Source organism: Enterococcus dongliensis (assembly GCF_031927985.1).
Taxonomy (GTDB): Bacteria; Bacillota; Bacilli; order Lactobacillales; family Enterococcaceae; genus Enterococcus_A; species Enterococcus_A dongliensis.
Genome location: NZ_JARPZC010000014.1, coordinates 65,189 through 85,915 on the forward strand (window position 1 = coordinate 65,189; position 20,727 = coordinate 85,915).

Here is a 20,727-nt window from a genome sequence, read left to right on the forward strand (position 1 = left end):
TTTCAAGTATGACAAAAAGAGTAAAAGGTTCATGTACCACTGTACTAGTCGGAAAGAAAGCATCAATTGATGGCTCAACTATTATTTCAAGGAACGACGATGGACACGAAGCCTTGGATCCACAACGCTTTGTGGTAGTTCAACCAGAAGATCAACCCAAACAGTATCAAGCGGTGATTAGCGGTATGAAGATTGAATTACCTGACAATCCATTGTGTTATACATCAACTCCAAATGCTATTTTGACAAATGGAATCTGGCCAGCAGCAGGGATTAACAGTGAGAATGTTGCCATGTCAGCCACGGAGACGATTACAACGAATCCACGGATTCAAGGACTCGATCCTTATGTAGAAGGCGGAATTGGGGAAGAAGATATTGTCACTTTGGTATTGCCTTACATTCATAGTGCCAGAGAAGGCGTAGAACGTCTTGGCGCATTACTAAAAGAATATGGAACTTATGAACCAAACGGGATTGCCTTTTCCGATCAAGACGAAGTTTGGTGGTTAGAAACGATTGGCGGTCATCATTGGGCGGCTGTCCGTATTCCGGATGATGCTTATGTAGTTGCACCAAATCGGATGAATATCGATGAATTTGATTTTGATTCTGCAGATACGCTTTGCTCAGATGATTTACAAACATTAATCGAAGACAATCATTTGAATCCAGATTTCAATGGTTATAACTTACGCCATATTTTTGGAAGTTCTTCCGTTAAAGATACCGTCTATAACAATCCACGAGCTTGGTATGGTCAAAAATACTTTACTCCAGAAGTAGAACAAGATCCAATGGATCAAGATTTACCATTTATTTGTCATGCCAACCGTAAGATATCTATTGAAGATGTCAAATTTGTTTTAAGTTCTCACTTTGAAAATACTAAGTATGATCCTTATGGTGATGGCACAGAAGCAGAAAAAACGTTGATTCGTCCAATTGGGATTAATCGTAATCATAATGTTCACATTTTACAAATCCGTAACCATGTACCTGCTGAAATCGCTGGGGTTCATTGGTTAGCTTACGGAGCAAATACGTTTAATACAGTGGTACCATTCTATTCAAATGTCAATGACACACCTAACTGCTATAAAAATGCTACAGGGACTTTTGACTTGAATAATATGTACTGGTTAAGCTGTGCAACTGCCTTGCTGGGTGATACAGATTACAATTTCTATGTAGATTTCCGCAATACCTTTGAATTACAAGCAATGTCGGTATACCATGAGATTCAAAATGAAACGGATAAAGCAATCAGTGAACAAGCCGATGTGCAAAAATTCCTAGAAGCTGCAAATGAAAAACTAGCGGATGAATCGCTCAAACGTCAAACCAAGTTATTTGGTGACATGGTCATCTCTGGATCAGAGCATATGAAATTACGCTACAATTTAAATGACTAATTAAAAAAAGGACTTTCGTTATAACGTAAGTAGTTCAGTTTTGGAGTACAAAATGACAAAATGTACTTCAAAATGGACTACTTTTTTCATTTTAACTTACATACCAAATTACATACAAAATGATTTATAAAATGCAATTGAAAATGATAATTGAATGAAAATTTGTGATTTTGTGGTATTATGATAATATAACTTATAGAAAAAATTGCTTATTCAACTAACGGGCAGGATAATGAGAAAAGGTTTTTTGATAGAAATAAGAAATTAGATGGTAAATTAGTTAAAAAGGCTGTGTTATAAATGAAAGTTTCTTTGATTGCTGCGATGGATAAGAATAGAGTGATTGGCAAAGAGAATGACATTCCTTGGAGGATTCCCAAGGACTGGGAATATGTTAAAAATACTACAAAGGGACATCCGATAATATTAGGTAGGAAGAACCTTGAATCAATCGGAAGAGCCTTACCTGACAGAAGAAATATTATTCTGACGAGAGATAAGGGGTTTACCTTTAATGGTTGTGAAATTGTTCATTCAATAGAAGATGTTTTTGAGTTATGTAAAAACGAAGAAGAAATTTTTATTTTCGGAGGAGAACAGATTTATAATTTGTTTTTCCCTTATGTTGAGAAAATGTACATCACAAAAATACATCATGAATTCGAAGGAGATACTTTTTTTCCAGAAGTGAATTATGAGGAATGGAATGAGGTATTTGCCCAAAAAGGGATAAAGAATGATAAAAATCCGTATAACTACTATTTTCATGTATATGAAAGAAAAAACTTATTGAGTTAACGGGTGCGTTAATTGAAGAAGAACAGTAAAGATAAAGCACAAGAGCTTGGGATTACTCCAAGCTCTTTTTGTCATTTGAAATAAATTATATCTTTCCAATCAAATTGTTTATCTGTAATCCCTAATCTTTGAGCAGGTGTCAAAACCTTTTTATCCGCTGATTTAAAAGGGCGACAAAAGTTGTAGTAAGTTCTTAGAATTGTAATCGCAAATTGAGCATACTTCGGATTGAAGTTAGCGTAAATATAGCTCTTCTTATCACCACGAGCTGTTGTTAATGGTCTTTCAAGAGATGATATATAACGTCTTATCTGTTGAATAAAGCTATTGGTCGAATGGTCATTAACATTTAATAGCATCTTTGCGATTTCGTTTGGTTCCAGAGCAGATAAATCCGTTCTACAATCAACTGAATAAAATCCTTTATCCTTAGTGGCTAATGGATGTTTGATAGGGTTATCGGCATATTTGCGATATCTTTCTCCATCTTTACTAATAGCCTCTTCGTGGAATTGATGACTTGTTAGTAATTCAGTTAGATAATGAGATGCCAAAGTCCGTAGAAACTTTGTTTTGAATCCTCTGATATCTCCCCAATCGAGCAGTTCTGCTTTTGCTTGTCCGAATTCTTTTAAGCATTGTTTTCTGCTTTTCGTCTTGTTAACTTGGCAAATAAAATGATGTGCATCGCTCAACCTTAATTCTTTCGTGAATACTCTATAAAAGGCGTTTCTAATAGAGAAGTCATCATCACTAATCATTCGCCATTCGTCGGCATTAACCATTTGTTTAATTAACCAATAGTGAGCAGTTGTAGTATAAGGAGCATCAACATTTAAACCATCGACAAATCTACTCCTATTAGTAATTTTCCCTAATTCGTGAAGATAAGCATTCCTATTTTCGCTATCGTTAGCGGATGGTTCTTGTGGATAATAAGACCAATCTAACCTATCATTTTTACGACTAAAAGTATTGAGATGGTCTTCTTTGAATTTTCTTGTATCTTCATTTAATTCATCCATTGAAATATTCCAATCATAGGCAACATCAGAACGGAACACATATCTTGATAAGACCTCAGCAGATACAACTATATACGTTTGCATATTAAGGTCTTCAAACCCCGTATATTTCTTTGAACCTTGTCCTTTCTTACGGACGTTATTTAGGTAGTAGTGCATCTTGTCCGTATTAAGCCACATCTCGTTAAATTTCTTTGTTTGAAGGGGTTGTGTCTCATATCGTTCTAAAAACTCCAAACAACGCCTATACAGCCACTCCAGCTTATGATAGTAGGTTCCAACTCCAATTTCTAAAATATCACAAGTACGACTGACTGAAACCCTTCCAACAACCATCTTAGCGAACATTGGAAGAATGGTGTTCTTTTGTTGGTGATAAGTAGTGGTTTCTTCTCTTTTTGGTAGAACATTAGTGAACTTCTTACACGCCTTACATTGATAGCGTTGAGATTTGCCCCTACTTTTCCCCCTTTTGTAAAATTGCTTCGGCTCATTGAATGGGGTTGATTCTTCTTCCGAGCAGCCTTCTTTATGAAATTGATAATCTGGCTCAACATCTTGGATGCTATTGATTTCTATAAGGCGTTTAATTTCTTCAACAACAGACCAATTAGATAAAGGGGTTACTGTACAGTTTTGCGATACACCTCTGCCAATAGGATTGTCATTGCAGTACATACCTTTATGACCTTTATCTTTGGAACTACCAGTCATTTTATATCGACTTGGTTTCCCTTTTACATCTTTGAATTTGTGCTGTTCTTTCCCAAAATTACAACAAAACGGATTGATGCAGTAATTATATTGAATGGGATATTCAGAACCGTTCCATTTAAAAGACGTTGGCAAGAACAACATTTTGTTATACCTTGTTGCAAATCGTTTTGGAGTTAATAAATCATATTGTTTAGCCCTATCTTTTAATTCTTCGTTTGAAATCGGAATTTTAACATCTACAATTTCATCTTCCTTCGTGGCTAATCTTTTAAGCTTGGTCATTGTCTATCAACCCACTCTATCTTTGATACCCATTTTTTCAACAATCCGCTTATTACTTCGCTTGTTGGCAATCCATTCAATAAACTTCTTATCGTCTAAAATGTTCAATAAGAATTCATCCACTGCTTCGCTTTCAGTACGCTCTGCATATTCAGCGTATTGCTTAACTATCACCCTTACTTGCTCTGATATTTCCCAATCCACAGACTTAGCGTTCTTATTTTTTGGCTCAAGAAATTGCATAGGAAAATGCACCCCTTTTTGCTTAGTAAATTGTAACCATTTTAACACACCAATTTGCATTCCTACAATAATTATTTCACGTTCGCATTTTTATATACATTTTAACTTACATTTTGTGGTGTAAATTAACAACAAACGTTGATTTAACAATAAAAAACGAGTATCAAATTCAGTTGCAATTTGATACTCATTTAGGTTTACATTTTCACTTTTTGTACTCCAAAACTGAACTACTTAGTTATAACGGAGGTCCTTTTTTTTAAAGTTGTTGGTGATAAAATATATCGCTATAAATATCGCAAATAAGATTTTTTATTCCAATTTTTTCTAACTAATCTGACAAAGTACTATGGACAATTTATTTCTTGTTCTTAGTGGCTTCCTTGATTGTTCCAATCTGATAACCTTCATGATGTTTTAAAAAGATACTTTTTGCGTGAATAATCGTTTGAGAAGTATAAATTCCTTGATGTCCGGATACAAAATAACTAACAAAAGAAGTAATAATAAAGTAAGGTAAAGCTTTTACATCAAAAAGATCAATCCCTAGCATAATAGTAGTTAACGGTGCATTTGCAGCACAACCAAAAACCGCAATCAACCCTAAAGCAGCTAAAAAAGTAGGGGAGACTCCGAATAAATTTCCCACACTGCTGCCCAAGGAAGAACCTATCGCAAACAATGGGGTAACTTCTCCACCTTGCAAACCAGCAGCTAAACTCAAAGCTGTAGTCGCTAATTTTACAATAGGATCAAGAAATGTCGTCTTTCCAACAAAGGCATCATCAATCAAAGGAAGGCTTAAACCCATGAATCGTTGTCCCTTAGTAAACCAAAGGACGATAACAACAATCACCGAAGTAATAAAAGCTCGCAATAAATAATTTTTAAAGGTACTAGTATAAATTCGTTTTAATGAATGCGTTAAAAGGGCAAAAAAATGACCAAACATACCAAATAGAATAGCAGCCAATATAACGAGTAAGACTAATTTTATACTAAATACAGGAAGACTGCCCATATCATGAATGTCATGAGTTGTTCCTAGAAGTTTAGAAACATAGTTCGATAAATAAGCGGAGAGAAAACAAGGGATCATTGCGGCACGTTCTAAGTTACCAACGAAAGCCATTTCCATTCCAAAAAAACTACCAGCTAAAGGGGTCCCAAAAATAGAAGAGAAGCCTGCGCTGATTCCAGCATGAATCAACCATTTTCGATTATTTTTTTCTAAATGAAAAAAATCAGCCATTTTATTGGCAAAGACGCCACCGATTTGGACAGCGCTCCCTTCACGGCCAACTGAAGCACCAAACAGATGAGAAAGGATCGTAAAGATAAAAGTGAAGACAGCCATTCGCCCAGGTACGATTGCTTCATTTTCAAGACTTTCAATAATTAAATTATTGCCTTTTTGAGCACCTCTCCCAAATTTTTGATAAACGAAAGCTGATGCCATTCCTATAAGAGGAAGATAAAATAATAAATAATAATGACGCTGCCGATAAGCTGTCACAAAATGTAATGCTGCCAGCAGATAATGGGAAATAACCCCCGTCAGTACGCTGACAAGTAGGATCAAAAAATAAAGTAAGATGAGATCCTTCCACGCCTTTCTTGAATTTTGATAGGACAGTTGATACTTTTCTTTCATTCCAAGACCTCCTAATTTATCAAATAAATCATTCTACGGGGAATGTTAAAATAGAATAAACATAAAAAAAGCCAATGATCCCTACAAAATAAATTGTAGAAGTCATCAGCTTGATTCGCGGTTTAAGAAAATTCTTAGGGAGACACTCATTCCCGTATTTTATTATGATTTAGTTTTACAGTAAAAGTAACTGATTGTCAATAAAAAATATTAGGATGTCTTTAAAATTTTGGATAGCATCAAGAAACCACTAATTCAAGAATAGTAAGCATCCAGAGAACCATTATTAGAAAACTTTTATAAATCTTTTAAAGGTTTCCGGATGGTTTTCACGCTAAATCCAAAGGTTTTTTACCTCATAAAAAGAACGTTAAAAAGATTTTTAATATTTTTTTTGCTATTCTTGCAATGTTTGTTGAGAGAAATAGATTTCTTTAGCTGTTTTCATTTTAATATTACCCAGTTTTTTTAAATGATTGCAGGCAGCTTCTTTTTGGATTGCCACAATAAGATTCAATAGATTTTCTCGATCGGAAGAGGAGAAAAAATTATTTATGATTAGAATATTTTTGTACTTATAATCTTTGATTGGATTATTGCTCAATACAATGTCATAATTAGTAAACTTTTCAAACTCAGTTGGGCTAGTTAAAATAATCGGTTCGTTGAATGTATCTACAGCAATTCGTTTGTTGTAATTAGCAAGTAAAAAGTCTCGCAACATTTCAGCGTGTTTTTGGCCAAGGTCACTGACTATGAGGATCGATACTCTTTTACGCAAATTTTCTAAGTGAATGGGAAGGTGAGACCATTCTTTCATTAATAAGAAAAAAACATTGTTCAAGCGAATATCAGTCCATAATTTGGGAGATTTTTTCTCGATATCTTTCAAATAAATCTCTACAATCGTAGAAAAAATTGGATAGACGAGCTGTACCTCGCGAGCAAATTTCTGATGTTTATCAAATAATAACATCCGACGATAAGGATAAAAATTATACTCTACAAACCAAGACAACATTTTCTGCATAATTTTTTGCTTATCGGCTTTGTTTAATGGGTATTCAATGGCCTGCGAGACACTTGTCAAGAATGTTTCGATTTTCTGCTCCATTTGGCTATTTTGTTCGGGATTAGCCCAATTATAAAACTCATGAAAGACGGTCCGACTGATTTCTTTGTACCATTTTAAGGGCAAAGTAAAATTAGTTTTCATCAATAGCTGCTCTACAGACAGACGGCTAAGATTTAAAACCTTATCAATCGTATCATCTTTTTCACGATAAATACTTTTAGATAAATAAAATCCCTGGTGCATTCGGTTCAATGTCACAATGAATAGGTAGGCAGCTTCTTGAATTTCTCGGTCGTCTAGTACGACATCAAAATCGGTCGAAGTTCGCATAATAAAGCAAGTGGTTGCTTCCTGATCTAATGCAAACGGCCATTGAGTGACTCCATAAGCTTCAGTGAAATATTGTTGATAAAAAAAGCGTACCCAGCGTTCATCTGGACCTGTAATTCGAAAAGGTGCACGTTCAAGTACGAGACCACGCCGATTTAGAAATTCTTCTAATCCATTCACCATTCGATAAAATGAGGCCTCACTCATAAATAATTCGTTAATCCAATAGTCTGCATCTTGATTCGATTCATACAGCATTTTCTCAATAAATTGAAACTCCAATGACTCATGATAGATTTGGTAATATACATTTCCTAATTTATTTGATGTAAGATTGTTTAAACGTACTCCTTGAAATTTTGAGTATTCAATATAGATATACTCACCCCAAAATTCATTAATAAACTCAATATCAGCTAATAATGTCTTAGCGGAACAATCAATGGTTTGTGTTGCTTCCTTGATAACACACCAAGAAGGGAGTTGATCTAAAAATTCTACGAACTGAATCCGACGATAAGTAGAGGAATTGAGTAAATGTTTCATAATGACCCCTTTCATATAAAACAATTCAATTATAAGTATAATTCTACCGATTTTATTAGAAAAAGGCGAGCTATTCTGGCAAGTCTCTCTTGAATTATAGGATTTCTCATCAATAAATCATTTTATTTTGGAATGATTTAAATGGGGGAGGATTCACCAAAAAGAAATCAGTGTCATATCTTCTTTATCCTCAAAAACATAGGCAAAACTACCAACTGAGTACAATTATCAGTTAAGTATCTTTGATATTCTTTTAAAACTTCTCCTGTTATAATCCGTATGAAGTGAAAAGCAAGCGTTTTCTCTTCTAAAAAGAAAAGGAGGTTACATTATGAAATTAGATTATTCTGATCGTGGAAAACAACCTGTTGTAGAGAACATTGAAGCATTAACGGTAGAAAACGAAAATTATCGGACGACCATTTGGACAGGCGAAAAATTACAAGTCACAGTTATGTCGATTCAACCTGGTGATGACATCGGTTTAGAAATCCATCATGGAATTGATCAATTTTTGCGAGTGGAATCAGGAACAGGTATTTGCAAAATGGGGTCATCAAAAGACGATCTTTCATTTGAACAGGCAGTAAAAGATGACGATGCGATTTTTGTTCCAGCCAGTACTTGGCACAATGTTGAGAATACGGGAAATGTGCCTCTGAAATTGTACACCATTTATGCTGGCCCAGATCACGTAAAAGGAACAATTCATCCTACTCATGAAGATGCGCGAAATGACCCTAACGAACAAGAATAAAACAAACAGTTAATCCTTATCATCAAAAACCAAAACTTGTCACGAGATCGCTGACAGTTTTGGTTTTTTTGTCTAGATAATAGTTATTAGTTAGAAAGGTTTTAACATTAAATAAGCGAGTCATTTAACACTACAAGTTATATAGATAGGATTAATCAGACTATTGAATATAATAATCCCAGTATCAATCTGAAATGAATAAAGCTAAGGTTATTAATTGAAAATTGAGAAAAAGAGTTTATTGAGAAAGGTAGTATTCAATGAACGATTGATAGGTGTTGAGCCATTTACTTATTGATCGTTTGATTGAAAGTGTAGGTAGGGAGCTCCTACTTCTTTCAGGTATTATTGGACAATCTTTCATTTGAATTCAAAGCTATGTTTAGTTATAAAAATACCGAGTCCAAAAAATCTAACTTTTGGGACTCGGCTCAACATGGGTAGTAATCTTTTAAACTAACTATTCATGATTACTTCTTACTATCAAAATAAAGACATATTAATTTTTCAAATCTTCAGGAAGCTGTGATTCAACCAGCACCCAATGATCATCAAGGGGACTAACATGTTCGCCAGCAAAATGAGCGCTTTCTTCTAGTTCATTATTTGAATTTATTCTATAAAAATCTACTGTATCAGACTGAACTAGAGCAATACTAGCAGTAGCGTAACCTTCACTATCCGTTGATAGTGTAAGAGTTAGTTTAGGATTATTAAGTAATCCAGTTTCCTCACTTGTTGGATGCTTGCGATCCCAGACTTGTGCGACCCAGCGTCTAAACTGATCTTTCGTTATTCCTTTTTCTTCGATTTTTAAATTAGGATATTTTGCTAATAAGTTATCAGCAGTTTGAGCTAACTGGCTGTTAGTCACATAACCAGCAGTTAATGCGACTATTTCATCATCAGATATAGAATTGAGGACCTGTCTATCAAAGCCCTGATTATTTTCTAATACTGTCCTTGTTTGTTCTGCTAATGTATGTTGGGATGGTGTAGCATTTTGCAAACCATTTTCTACTTCTTGTGATTGGTCATAATTACTCTGATATGTTTCGCTAACACTCACTTGGGTATCCGACTCACTAGATTGTGATGTGCTGACAATTGGAGTAGCGTTTTGATTATATGGTGCAGAAGTATCCTTGTTTGGGAAATAAAATAAGAAAAGCCATACAGAGAAGCCACCAATTAACACGAAAAAAATAATAAAACCAATCAGATAAACTTTATTTTTTTTATCATGTTCTGCGATTGTTTCATTAAGTAAAACTTCCAATCTTCTTCTTGTTTCATGATCGTTCGTCTTTGCTATTTCCAATTTTAACATAGCAATCTTTTGATCATAGCTATACTCACTCAGAGCATAATTAAGATTATCATTATTATTCTGGAAATTGTCGTTGTCGTTACCATAATAAGCCATTTATAAACATCCTCTCATCCTTTAACCCTTTACAAAGATTATAATACTAAAGAAAAACAAGAACAAACGCTATTTTTATAAATGGGTAAGAGAAGAGTTGGTAAATTTGACTCAATAAAATAATCGGTTTTTTAAATTTTCTTAGTGGTGGTTTATAGAATCTTATTATACAAATCTTTTAACATCATATACAGTATACAAAAGCACTACCTTAATCAATATTAAGGTAGTACTTAATTTGTTTGTTATCAATCATCTAATATAGTGATGGAATAATGGACGATAAAACTAGTTAGATTTAGAAATTTTAGAGCTCATCATTAAAGTGAATTCAAAGCATCGGTTGTCTCATCATTTTCTATATGTGTGTACAGTGTTGTCGTTGTTGTTGAACTGTGGCCAAGTTGTTGCGCAGTTAAAACTAGATTATTGGTTTGTCGATACAAACGTGTGGCTAGTGTATGTCTCAGTTTATGGGGTGTTACGCGAACTCTAAAATGTTTTGAATATTTTTCGACCATTTTTTCGATGGCAGATCCCGTGATCCGTTTAGAAGATCCTTTGCTAATTGATAAGAAGAAAGCTGCTTCATACTTATCGGGTTGATAACGAGCTTGCCGAATATTTGCGTATGTTGCTAAATAGTCCATAGTAAAGGGTTCCAAAACTTGAAGGATGGACAGGCGTTTTATTCCACTTACAAAGAAGCAGAAACCCGACAAATCGCTGATTGGCTGGTAGGAATTAATCTCACCCGTCTGTACACGCTTTACATGCAGAAAAATGGTATGATAGGCGTGTTTAGCGTTGGGCGCGTCCAAACCCCGACTTTGTTCTTGATTTACCAACGCAACGAAGAGATCAAACGTTTCGTCAGCAAGCCATTTTATGAGTTGTATGCCACTTTCACACACTCGAATGGTAAGTACAAAGGGAAATACAAAGAGCGATTTGATACACTCGAAAACCTTGACGGGTTCAAAGAAACCAATCAGCTAGAGCAAGCGGAGAATGCCGAAGTAACAAATGTCAAAGTGGAAGAAAAACGGCAGTATGCGCCGAAACTCTTTAGCTTGTCTGATTTACAATCTTTCGCGAACAAACGCTTTAAGTACAGTGCCGACAAAACGCTTTCAATCGCTCAAAAACTCTATGAAAAAAAGTGCTTTCTTATCCAAGAAGCGATACCAATTATATTGGTAGCCCCGAATTTGACTACCTGAAAAGCAACCTCAGTCGGTATCTCGAACTAGCAGGAGTGGGCATTTCCGAACCGCAGCTAAACGAAAATAAACGGTATGTAGATGGAAGCAAAGTACAAGAACACTATGCGATTATTCCAACGAAGACATTGCCGAAGCTCAGTGATCTAACGAAAGACGAAAAAAACATTTATCTTCTGGTTTTGTATCGTACCCTCGCAATTTTTGAAAAGCCGTATATCTATGACGAAACCACCATTGATACAGCGATCAATCAGGTTCTGTTCCAATCAAAAGGGAAGACAGAAAAAGAGCGTGGATGGAAACGACTATATAAACAGGAAGAAAAAGACAAGGACGACCCACTTTTACCAGAAGTAATCGTCAATGATTCAGTGGCTTTCGTCCTTGAAACAAAGGAAGGGAAAACCCAACCACCCAATTACTATACAGAGGGCACACTGCTAACCGCCATGAAACATGTCGGACGGGCAATGGACGATAAAGACAGCAAAGACATTCTTAAAGAAACCGAAGGGATTGGAACCGAGGCCACTAGAGCCAGTATCATTGAAACCTTGAAGAAACAGGACTACATCACGATCAGTAAGAGTAAAATCTATGTGACAGAAAAAGGCGAATTGTTGTGCCGCATAATTGCAGAGGACGAAATCGCCAATGCCGGCATGACTGCCCCCAATGGGAACGCTATTTGAAAAAGATCCGAAGCCAACAAGGCACACAAGAAGCTTTTTTAAGCAGTATCGAGCGGTTTGTGCAGCACCTCATTGAAAAAGTGCCACAAAACTTCCAAGACAAAAAAGAAAACATTGCAGATGTAGCCGGTCATATGGAACAAGAAAATGTGATGGGTACGTGTCCGAAATGTCAAAACAGCGTAGTAGACAAAGGAAAATTTTATGGCTGTTCGGGCTACAAAGACGGTTGCAAATTTACGCTTCCTAAAAGATGGAGCCAAAAAGCACTCACAAAGAAAAATGTCCAAGATTTATTAAGCAAAAGAGAAACGAGTTTAATCAAAGGGTTCAAAAGTAAAAAAGGAAGCAATTTCTCGGCAAAGTTAACACTGAATGACGAAATGAAATTAGCTTTTGAATTTCCAAAAAAATAAAAACACAAGATCTAGACCTTGCCCCTTTTGGAAAAAAGGGGCAAGCCCCCAAAATCGCCTCAGTCACCCAGTTGTAATAGCCTAAAACTGAATAACACTTAAATAAGTCAAGGAACGGGTAAGTATTTTTTGGCAGACCACCAAAAAATCTCCACCCTCACAGTCCTTGACTTCTTTATTTTTGGCTGTGGGCTGTCGTCGCCGACAGTCAAACCAGTTGTAAAAAATATTTACTATCTTGCCTGTCGCTAAAATAGTGTACCGCCAAAAAACGCTTGAAAGGAATTTTTCTTTTGCTCGCTTGTTGCTTTGTAAGAATAAGTAGCTATTCTGCAAATAACCCTAATATTTCGTATTTCTCTAAAAAACCAGTGTTTGAGAAGGAAGTTCTACGCTCATTTCAGATTGATCTATGGGTAACTATCCATGAAAATGCCTGTAAACCGCTCTTTTTTCAGTTTTTTTAAAGAGAGAGAAAATAAAAATAAAATACCAACTTTTTACGTATATTAATAACGAAGGACTTAAATATAGGATGATCAAAGGAGGTGTTCTTATGTATGAAGACGAATGGAGAGAATACTATGCAACCAAAAATGAGAGCATACATATTACGAGAAACGAACTCATTTTCCAATGCAATGAAGGAATCGCTCTGTCTACTCATAAAACGGAAATTGAAAGAATCATGCATTGGCACTTAAACTCTTATTACTGGAGTTAAATTCATATGATTTTTAATCTGCAAAAAAGTTTATAGCACCGTCGTTTATACCAGAAAATATAACAAACGCCGCATTGTTTTTTTGTGCACTTTAATAATCTATTCAACTAAGGAATTAAGCTGGCTGTCAAGAGAGTAATATCGTATTGAATCTCAGGTGGAAATTTTCTGCGGTATCTTTTTTGACTGAAATGACATTAGTGTCTTTTGGGGATTGTGTATGTAAGTATTTTTTAAAATCATTTTAACAAGTTTTGGACAAAAATTCTCATGAAAAAGCAGAATTTAAATAGCATGATAAATTAGAGAAGATAGTTTAATGTGCTTATAGGAACACCCCACTTTTACAGTCACAATCAATAACCTTGCTACTTTCTTTCGAAATTGATAAGAGTCTAAAGGATTGACAACGCTTGATAGTGAGCATAAACTTAATGTACGCTAGTTAGTTTACAAGTGCAAACTAAAAAAGTATGATGTGTCGTCTCTGAAATTCTCCCTGATTCAAGTCATAACCAGAGTACATATCGGTTATTTTTTGATTCCATATTTTTTCCTTTATGTGCTGAGGATTAAGGGGTACCAATTGTAATTGCGCGTTATATGGTCTTTGTTTAGAATCGCTCTCCAAAAAGCTAATTTTTTTGCATAGAATTTTAGATGTGGTACCATTAATTAGAATTATTATAAATAAGAAGTAGGTATCATTGTTTCATTACAAAGACTAGGAGGAATGGAAGATGGAAATAGACTACAAGGATCATGGGAAGAAGCCGTATATCATTAATATTGAAGACGCCACCACAGGAAATGATAATTACCGGACGACCATTTGGACAGGCAGTAAACTGCAAGTCACCGTAATGTCCATTCAACCGGGCGATGACATCGGTTTGGAAGTGCACGAAGGCATTGACCAATTTATCCGTATTGAAGAAGGAGAAGGCGTGTGTAAAATGGGGCCTTCTAAAGATAACTTACATGTTCAACAAAAAGTGATGGATGATGACGCCGTATTTGTTCCGGCGGACATGTGGCACAACATCGAAAACACCGGTGATAAGCCGCTCAGACTGTATACCATTTATGCTGGTCCAGATCACCTTGAAGGAACGGTTCACCCTACTCATGAAGACGCCAAAAACGATCCAAACGAACACTGAGGTACACTAGGATGAAACAAAAGCCCTGCACCCGTATGGATGGTCCACTGGTGCAGGGCTTTTTTATAAAGGAGAGAAGTGGTATGAGTGATTCATTGTTTCAATTAGAGAAGGTTGGTTTTCAGGCAAACGGAAACCAAATCCTTCAAGATATCTCTTTTACAGTAAACAAAGGGGAAGTGATTGTTTTTTCTGGTCCTTCTGGAAGTGGAAAAAGTACCCTTTTGAAATTAATTGGTACGCTGCTTTCCCCAACTTCCGGAAAAATTTATTATCGAGGTACGGATCTGCAAAAAATCGATCCTGTGGAGTATAGAAAAGAAGTCTCTTATTTCTTTCAAAACGCTTCTCTATTCGATGAGACAGTTCAAGAGAACTTGTCTTTTCCTGCCCGCATAAGAGAAGAAGGATTTGATCGGGAACGTGCAAAAAAATTGTTAGAACGAGTTCAAATACCTGAAACTTACTTATCGAAAGAGGTCAAGGAACTATCAGGAGGGGAAAAACAACGGGTTGCATTGGTCCGAAATTTGATGTATCAACCGAAAGTGTTGCTCCTGGATGAAGTTACCAGTTCATTGGACCAAGAAAACAGAGCGATTGTCCTTGATTTAGTCCGAGACATGATGAAAGACCAACAAACTACGGTGTTGGCCGTCACTCACAACCAGGAAGAAATCGACCAAGCTTCTCGTCTGATTACTATCAAAGGTGGAAAAATGGAGGAATCGAAATGACAAACAATTTGGAAATCAGTAATCTTTCTTTGCTTTTATCCTCTGTCCTCTTGATAGTTGCCTTGTTGATTGATTACAAAGAGAAATTGGGATTAGGAAACGACATTTTTATTGCGGGAATTCGCGCTGTCGTTCAATTATTCCTTATTGGATATGTATTGAGCTACGTATTACGAGTGGATAACAACTTTCTCACTTTAGCGATGGTTTTGTTCATTGTGTTCAACGCTTCTTATAACGCCCATACACGCAGTGAGGGGATCAACCGCTCTTTTAAAATTTCAACGACGGCTATTGGAGTAGGAACAGCCTTGTCCTTACTCATTCTTGTTTTTTCAGGAGTCATTGACTGGACCCCTTCCCAAATCGTTCCAATTACAGGCATGATTGCCAGCAACGCCATGACTGCGATTGGAGTGACCTATCGGTCTTTGAATTCAAAATTTACGGACCAACGCCAACAGGTATTGGAAAAATTGGCATTGGGAGCCAATAAAAAACAAGCGTCCATGAGTATTGTAAGAGAAAGCGTCAAAACGGGCATGGCTCCTTCTATTGACCGAACAAAAACGGTTGGACTTGTCAGCCTACCAGGTATGATGTCAGGGTTGATTTTTGCGGGAATTGATCCTGTTCAAGCGATTCGTTACCAAATTGTTGTGATGTTTATGTTGATTTCAGTTACTGCGATTTCTTCATTTATTGCTAGTTATATGGCTTACCGTGAGTTTTATAACAATCGCAGTCAATTAATTATATGATTTGGGATGATACACTACTCTTAAAACCAGTGGTTACAATTTTATGTAGTTAAAAGAAGACCTCACGAGAATAATTGCAAAAAGAACTTCATTTTTTAAGGAAGAAGGATATTTTTGTCATCGAATCTTTGGAACGACTAGGGCGAAACTATGATGAAATTTTTTATATAGTGCAGCAACTGGATTAAAAGGATATCGGACTGATTGTTTTGAACATGCCTATCCTCAACCAATGAGAACTTTCGACGAAATCATGTTCTAGAAAGAAATTTCTATCCAATAAGAATTCCAAATCATGGACACTATTATCAAAGATGATAATTTGACAATGATTGCTAGAGAAGTTGAATCAACATTAAAAGAAGTAGTGGACGCTGCTAAATAAATATAAAAAAGACTTTCTCGTGAACTAAAATGGACCCCTATAGAGGACACTAAAAAAAGTGTCCTCTATAGTTTTTTTTGCCCATAGGGAGGAAGGTCATGTAACTTTATCCACTAGCTCTTAATACAAGATTCGGAAATACCGACATATTATGGTCGTTTTTATTCTTTTTGAAAAATGCTTTACAAAAAATATGCATGGGGGTATATAAATGAAAAATATCATTTTATTAAGTATAAAAGGTTATCAAAAAGGAATTTCGCCGTTGTTTCCACCGAGTTGCCGTTATTATCCCACCTGCTCGCACTATGCTGTTGATGCGATTGAAAAACACGGAGCAGCAAAAGGGTCTCTAATGGGAGCAGCACGTATTATGCGGTGTCATCCATTTGTTAAAGGCGGATATGATCCAGTGCCAAGTACATTTTCATTGAAAAGAAATAACAGACATAAGATAAAAGGAGAGGAACAATCAAATGACAGTAAAAGTAACTGATATAACATTAGCATCAGAAGTAAAAGAGGGTATTACATTAGTCGATTTTTGGGCTCCTTGGTGCGGGCCATGTAAGATGTTAGGACCAGTATTAGAAGAATTAGAAGCAGAATTTGCACCTGAAATTAAAATTGCAAAGTTGAACATTGACGAAAACAATGTAATAGCTAGTCAACTGGGCATTATGAGCATTCCTACCATGGTTTTATATAAAGATGGTCAGCCTATTGAAAAAATAGTTGGCTACCAACCAAAAGAAGTACTAAAAGAGTATTTAATGGAAAAAGTAACAGCAGAATAATTACTATTATGAGGAGTAAAAATATGTTTTTCAAAAAAACACCTACGATTTCGACTACTGAACTGGAGAATAAATTATCCGAAAAGCCGCAAATTATTGATGTGAGAGAACCGCATGAATTCAAAATTGGTCATATTCCAGGTGCAAAAAATATTCCATTGGCTAAAGTTTCTACCTATACCCCGAAGGGTCAAGTCTACGTAGTGTGACAATCTGGGATGCGCAGTAAACGAGCGACGAAAATATTGCTGAAACAAGGACATGATGTTATCAACGTCCGTGGCGGCATGATGGCATGGGCAGGAGCAAAAAAAGGAGGCAAGAATTAATGAGAATTGTCATTATTGGTGGTGTAGCAGGTGGTATGTCTGCTGCTACACGGTTAAGACGTTTGGATGAAAGAGCAGAAGTTATCGTGTTAGAAAAAGGGCCATATGTGTCATTTGCTAATTGTGGTTTGCCTTATTATGTCGCTGGAGAAATTGATGAACGGACGGATTTGTTAGTTCAAACTCCAGAATCTTTGCGAGCAAGGTTCAATTTAGACGTACGACCAAATAGTGAAGCTATTTCCATCGACTCCAACAACAAAGAAGTGGTCGTGCAAACCGATCAAGAAACATACACGTTGGGGTATGACAAATTAATCTTGTCTCCAGGAGCAAAGCCATGCCATTACATTTATATCTCTGATACGTATTTACATTTATATTAATAAGCAACTATCTTTAGTTGTTTTTTAGAAACTAGTTGTATTTCTTTTTTTATATCTTAATTTGACAATTAAGATTATTTTAGTTTTAACTACACCCGTTCATGGATATGCTATTATTCAAGAAATTGATAAGTTAAGTGATGGATCAGTTAAGGTAGCAGCAGGAACTATGTATGGAGCGATTGAAAATTTACTTAAGCTTAATTTGATAGAAGAAATTCCAAGTAGACCTCAACGTCGCAAAGAGGGCAAAAATCCCTTTAAGAGATTTTTACCCTCTTTGCGACGTTGAGGCCTTTGTTTTTCGTTCTCGTTTTTTGTTTGATTAACTAGAAGGGATTAAAAGACTGCATTTTGATTTATTTTTTTAGGGTAAAGGAGAGAGTAGCCCGAAAATTTTTAGTTGGCTTGGACTGAACGAAGTGAGGGAAAGGCTACTAAAACGTCGAGGGGCAGTGAGAGCGTAGCGAACACTTGTTTTTTTGAATTTCTATCTTTGTTAGGTCAATAGAGTATACTTATTTGTCCTAATATGGTTTTAGCAGTATAATTGACTTGGTGAATAGGTCATTTAAGTTGGGCATAATAGGAGGAGTAAAATGAAAAAATTTATTTATCGAGTTTTAGAAAATGACGAAGTGGTGGCTATTTTTAATGAGCAACAATATGCGCAAGATTTTATCGCTTACGAAAAGACAATTTCTGATAAGCAATTTGAAATTGAAAAAGTAGATATAGCTGATTGGTTATTGCAACCGAGAGAATTTTAGAGGTTGGTTGAAAATGGCTAAAATTGGTTATGCACGTGTCAGTAGCAAAGAACAGAACTTAGATCGGCAATTACAAGCGTTACAGGGCGTTTCTAAGGTCTTTTCAGACAAATTAAGCGGTCAATCGGTCGAACGCCCACAATTACAAGCTATGCTTAACTATATTCGTGAAGGGGATATTGTTATTGTTACTGAATTAGATCGATTAGGACGAAATAATAAAGAATTAACAGAATTGATGAATCAAATTCAAATTAAGGGGGCAACCCTGGAAGTCTTAAATTTACCCTCAATGAATGGTATTGAAGATGAAAATTTAAGGCGTTTGATTAATAGCCTTGTCATTGAATTGTACAAGTATCAAGCAGAATCAGAACGAAAAAAAATTAAGGAACGTCAGGCACAAGGAATCGAAATTGCTAAGAAAAAAGGCAAATTCAAAGGTCGTCAGCATAAATTTAAAGAAAATGATCCACGTTTAAAGCATGCTTTCGATTTGTTTTTGAATGGTTTATCCGATAAAGAAGTTGAAGAACAAACTGGAATCAATCGCCGAACGTTTAGAAGGTATCGAGCAAGATATAACGTGACAGTCGATCAAAGAAAAAACAATGAAAAGAGGGATAGTTAATGAGTACGGTTATTTTAGCTGAAAAACCAAGCCAGGCATTAGCCTACGCAAGTGCTTTAAAACAAAGCACCAAAAAAGACGGTTATTTTGAGATCAAAGACCCACTATTTACAGATGAAACGTTTATCACCTTTGGTTTTGGGCATTTAGTGGAATTAGCAGAACCAGGTCATTATGACGAAAAGTGGCAAAATTGGAAACTTGAATCTTTGCCGATTTTTCCTGATCGATACGATTTTGAAGTTGCAAAAGATAAGGGAAAGCAGTTTAAAATTGTTGCAGAACTTCTCAAAAAGGCAAATACAATTATTGTTGCAACAGATAGCGACAGAGAAGGTGAAAATATCGCCTGGTCGATTATCCATAAAGCAAATGCCTTTTCAAAAGATAAAACATTTAAAAGACTATGGATCAATAGCTTAGAAAAAGATGTAATCCGAAGCGGTTTTCAAAATTTGCAACCTGGAATGAATTACTATCCCTTTTATCAAGAAGCGCAAACACGCCAAATTGCCGATTGGTTGATCGGCATGAACGCAAGCCCTTTGTATACGTTAAATTTACAACAGAAGGGCGTACAAGGTACATTTTCACTAGGACGTGTTCAAACGCCCACCTTATACCTTATTTTTCAGCGCCAGGAAGCCATAGAGAATTTTAAAAAAGAACCTTTTTTCGAGGTGGAAGCTAGTATAAAAGTAAACCAAGGGTCGTTTAAGGGCGTTCTAAGCCCCACACAGCGTTTTAAAACCCAAGAGGAGCTTTTAGCTTTTGTTTCTTCTAAACAAGCTAAAATAGGCAATCAAGAGGGGATAATTGCTGATGTTCAAACCAAAGAGAAGAAAACGAATAGTCCGAGTTTGTTTTCTTTAAGTAGTTTGCAATCAAAAGTCAATCAGCTTTATAAAGCGACAGCGAGCCAAACTTTAAAAGCTATGCAAGGACTGTATGAAGCAAAATTATTGAGTTATCCAAGAACAGATACACCATTTATTACAGAGAACGAATTTGCTTATTTAAAAGCGAATTTTGGCAAATATAGCGGTTTTTTAGGACTTGATCTTGAAATGGTTCAAACAGAGCCTAGAAAGCGTTATGTGGACGGTAGTAAGGTACAGGAACACCACGCCATTATCCCAACAAAACAAGTACCTACCGAATCTGCATTAGCGAAAATGGACGATTTACAACGAAAAATTTATGCTTTAGTCGTTAAAACGACCGTTGCCATGTTTTTACCTGATTACTTGTATGAAGAAACCAAGATACAAACGAAAGTAGCTGATTTGCTGTTTCAATCGATCGGAAAGACACCAAAGCAAGAAGGGTGGAAAATTCTTTTCAAACAACAAACCAAAGAAGAAAAAGAGGACGTTCAAACGTTACCACTCGTTATCATTGGCGAACGTGCCGAAGTTGGTGTTAAGAGTGTTGAAAAAGAA

Annotated in this window: 18 protein-coding genes, 5 pseudogenes and 1 riboswitch; of the genes and pseudogenes, 17 read left to right on the top strand and 6 right to left on the bottom strand. The window is 35.9% G+C overall.

All coding sequences use genetic code 11. From position 1 onward, the window contains the following. Positions 1–8: 8 nt before the first annotated feature. Positions 9–1,415, top strand: coding sequence for a C69 family dipeptidase (locus P7D84_RS10485; RefSeq protein WP_311806384.1), 1,407 nt, complete (start codon positions 9–11; stop codon positions 1,413–1,415). A 300-nt stretch (positions 1,416–1,715) separates the two neighbouring features. Further along, positions 1,716–2,213, top strand: coding sequence for a trimethoprim-resistant dihydrofolate reductase DfrG (gene dfrG / locus P7D84_RS10490; RefSeq protein ID WP_000868795.1), 498 nt, complete (start codon positions 1,716–1,718; stop codon positions 2,211–2,213). Between the two features lie 71 nt (positions 2,214–2,284). On the opposite strand, the gene P7D84_RS10495 is transcribed toward dfrG, so the two are convergent. The 4 genes from P7D84_RS10495 to P7D84_RS10510 form a co-directional block, all read right to left on the bottom strand. Beyond that, positions 2,285–4,237 (bottom strand): insertion element protein, encoded by a 1,953-nt coding sequence (locus P7D84_RS10495; RefSeq protein WP_311806385.1) that lies wholly within the window; start codon positions 4,235–4,237, stop codon positions 2,285–2,287. 6 nt (positions 4,238–4,243) lie between these two features. Next, the gene (locus tag P7D84_RS10500; RefSeq protein ID WP_000922261.1) at positions 4,244–4,528 is read right to left on the bottom strand and encodes a hypothetical protein; all 285 of its coding nucleotides are present in this window, start codon (positions 4,526–4,528) and stop codon (positions 4,244–4,246) included. 310 nt (positions 4,529–4,838) lie between these two features. Further along, the gene (locus P7D84_RS10505) at positions 4,839–6,134 is read right to left on the bottom strand and encodes a chloride channel protein (RefSeq protein WP_311806386.1); all 1,296 of its coding nucleotides are present in this window, start codon (positions 6,132–6,134) and stop codon (positions 4,839–4,841) included. Positions 6,135–6,223: 89 nt separating this feature from the next. Further along, positions 6,224–6,297: riboswitch (Fluoride riboswitch) on the bottom strand. Positions 6,298–6,531: 234 nt separating this feature from the next. Next, the gene (locus P7D84_RS10510) at positions 6,532–8,085 is read right to left on the bottom strand and encodes an AcpB/EbpR/MafR family transcriptional regulator (RefSeq protein ID WP_311806387.1); all 1,554 of its coding nucleotides are present in this window, start codon (positions 8,083–8,085) and stop codon (positions 6,532–6,534) included. 331 nt (positions 8,086–8,416) lie between these two features. Between P7D84_RS10510 and P7D84_RS10515 the strand changes: the two genes are divergently transcribed. Next, positions 8,417–8,842, top strand: a complete 426-nt coding sequence (locus P7D84_RS10515; RefSeq protein WP_311806388.1) for a cupin domain-containing protein — start codon at positions 8,417–8,419, stop codon at positions 8,840–8,842. Positions 8,843–9,341: 499 nt separating this feature from the next. Here the strand turns inward: P7D84_RS10515 and P7D84_RS10520 are convergent, their stop codons facing one another. Together P7D84_RS10520 and P7D84_RS10525 are read right to left on the bottom strand one after the other, a co-directional pair. Beyond that, complete coding sequence (locus tag P7D84_RS10520; RefSeq protein WP_311806389.1) at positions 9,342–10,268, bottom strand: hypothetical protein; 927 nt, start codon at positions 10,266–10,268, stop codon at positions 9,342–9,344. A 320-nt stretch (positions 10,269–10,588) separates the two neighbouring features. Then, positions 10,589–10,891 (bottom strand): annotated as a pseudogene (locus P7D84_RS10525) (tyrosine-type recombinase/integrase); the annotation flags it as partial. A 45-nt stretch (positions 10,892–10,936) separates the two neighbouring features. Here P7D84_RS10525 and P7D84_RS10530 point away from each other — a divergent pair. The 14 genes and pseudogenes from P7D84_RS10530 to P7D84_RS10595 all read left to right on the top strand — a co-directional run. After that, positions 10,937–12,186: pseudogene (locus P7D84_RS10530) on the top strand (DNA topoisomerase). Next, entirely contained in the window at positions 12,183–12,602 is a 420-nt protein-coding gene (locus P7D84_RS10535) for a topoisomerase C-terminal repeat-containing protein (RefSeq protein ID WP_311806390.1), read from the top strand. Before P7D84_RS10530 ends, P7D84_RS10535 begins: the two are co-directional and overlap by 4 nt. Before the next feature lie 556 nt (positions 12,603–13,158). Beyond that, positions 13,159–13,343, top strand: a pseudogene (locus P7D84_RS10540) (hypothetical protein). A gap of 723 nt (positions 13,344–14,066) precedes the next feature. Then, positions 14,067–14,489 carry a cupin domain-containing protein gene (locus P7D84_RS10545; RefSeq protein WP_002307506.1) on the top strand — a complete coding sequence of 141 codons (423 nt, stop codon included), beginning with the start codon at positions 14,067–14,069 and terminating at the stop codon, positions 14,487–14,489. Between the two features lie 83 nt (positions 14,490–14,572). Then, the gene (locus P7D84_RS10550; protein WP_002307505.1) at positions 14,573–15,226 is read left to right on the top strand and encodes an ABC transporter ATP-binding protein; all 654 of its coding nucleotides are present in this window, start codon (positions 14,573–14,575) and stop codon (positions 15,224–15,226) included. Beyond that, a complete protein-coding gene (locus P7D84_RS10555; protein WP_002311027.1) occupies positions 15,223–15,987 on the top strand; it encodes an ABC transporter permease in 765 nt (254 codons plus the stop codon). Before P7D84_RS10550 ends, P7D84_RS10555 begins: the two co-directional genes overlap by 4 nt. A gap of 596 nt (positions 15,988–16,583) precedes the next feature. Then, positions 16,584–16,868: a membrane protein insertion efficiency factor YidD gene (yidD, locus tag P7D84_RS10560; protein WP_002318456.1), complete on the top strand. Its 285-nt coding sequence runs from the start codon at positions 16,584–16,586 to the stop codon at positions 16,866–16,868. Beyond that, positions 16,849–17,169, top strand: a complete 321-nt coding sequence (gene trxA, locus P7D84_RS10565; protein ID WP_002318457.1) for a thioredoxin — start codon at positions 16,849–16,851, stop codon at positions 17,167–17,169. Before yidD ends, trxA begins: the two co-directional genes overlap by 20 nt. Before the next feature lie 23 nt (positions 17,170–17,192). After that, entirely contained in the window at positions 17,193–17,498 is a 306-nt protein-coding gene (locus tag P7D84_RS10570; RefSeq protein WP_311806391.1) for a rhodanese-like domain-containing protein, read from the top strand. Further along, positions 17,498–17,839, top strand: a pseudogene (locus P7D84_RS10575) (FAD-dependent oxidoreductase); the annotation flags it as partial. The gene P7D84_RS10570 and the pseudogene P7D84_RS10575, both read left to right, overlap by 1 nt. A gap of 106 nt (positions 17,840–17,945) precedes the next feature. Continuing rightward, positions 17,946–18,128, top strand: a pseudogene (locus tag P7D84_RS10580) (PadR family transcriptional regulator); the annotation flags it as partial. Between the two features lie 355 nt (positions 18,129–18,483). Further along, positions 18,484–18,654: a hypothetical protein gene (locus P7D84_RS10585; RefSeq protein ID WP_000713595.1), complete on the top strand. Its 171-nt coding sequence runs from the start codon at positions 18,484–18,486 to the stop codon at positions 18,652–18,654. Between the two features lie 13 nt (positions 18,655–18,667). Beyond that, a complete protein-coding gene (locus P7D84_RS10590) occupies positions 18,668–19,285 on the top strand; it encodes a recombinase family protein (protein ID WP_001062587.1) in 618 nt (205 codons plus the stop codon). Further along, positions 19,285–20,727: DNA topoisomerase (locus P7D84_RS10595; protein WP_002405920.1), on the top strand; the 1,443-nt coding region annotated here is incomplete at its 3' end. The genes P7D84_RS10590 and P7D84_RS10595, both read left to right, overlap by 1 nt.

Coding starts and splice junctions, on each gene's coding strand:
- P7D84_RS10485 (WP_311806384.1), top strand. CDS start 9: ATGACAAAAAGAGTAAAAGGTTCATGTACCACTGTACTAGTCGGAAAG.
- dfrG (WP_000868795.1), top strand. CDS start 1,716: ATGAAAGTTTCTTTGATTGCTGCGATGGATAAGAATAGAGTGATTGGC.
- P7D84_RS10495 (WP_311806385.1), bottom strand. CDS start 4,237: ATGACCAAGCTTAAAAGATTAGCCACGAAGGAAGATGAAATTGTAGAT.
- P7D84_RS10505 (WP_311806386.1), bottom strand. CDS start 6,134: ATGAAAGAAAAGTATCAACTGTCCTATCAAAATTCAAGAAAGGCGTGG.
- P7D84_RS10510 (WP_311806387.1), bottom strand. CDS start 8,085: ATGAAACATTTACTCAATTCCTCTACTTATCGTCGGATTCAGTTCGTA.
- P7D84_RS10515 (WP_311806388.1), top strand. CDS start 8,417: ATGAAATTAGATTATTCTGATCGTGGAAAACAACCTGTTGTAGAGAAC.
- P7D84_RS10520 (WP_311806389.1), bottom strand. CDS start 10,268: ATGGCTTATTATGGTAACGACAACGACAATTTCCAGAATAATAATGAT.
- P7D84_RS10545 (WP_002307506.1), top strand. CDS start 14,067: ATGGAAATAGACTACAAGGATCATGGGAAGAAGCCGTATATCATTAAT.
- P7D84_RS10550 (WP_002307505.1), top strand. CDS start 14,573: ATGAGTGATTCATTGTTTCAATTAGAGAAGGTTGGTTTTCAGGCAAAC.
- P7D84_RS10555 (WP_002311027.1), top strand. CDS start 15,223: ATGACAAACAATTTGGAAATCAGTAATCTTTCTTTGCTTTTATCCTCT.
- yidD (WP_002318456.1), top strand. CDS start 16,584: ATGAAAAATATCATTTTATTAAGTATAAAAGGTTATCAAAAAGGAATT.
- trxA (WP_002318457.1), top strand. CDS start 16,849: ATGACAGTAAAAGTAACTGATATAACATTAGCATCAGAAGTAAAAGAG.
- P7D84_RS10585 (WP_000713595.1), top strand. CDS start 18,484: ATGAAAAAATTTATTTATCGAGTTTTAGAAAATGACGAAGTGGTGGCT.
- P7D84_RS10590 (WP_001062587.1), top strand. CDS start 18,668: ATGGCTAAAATTGGTTATGCACGTGTCAGTAGCAAAGAACAGAACTTA.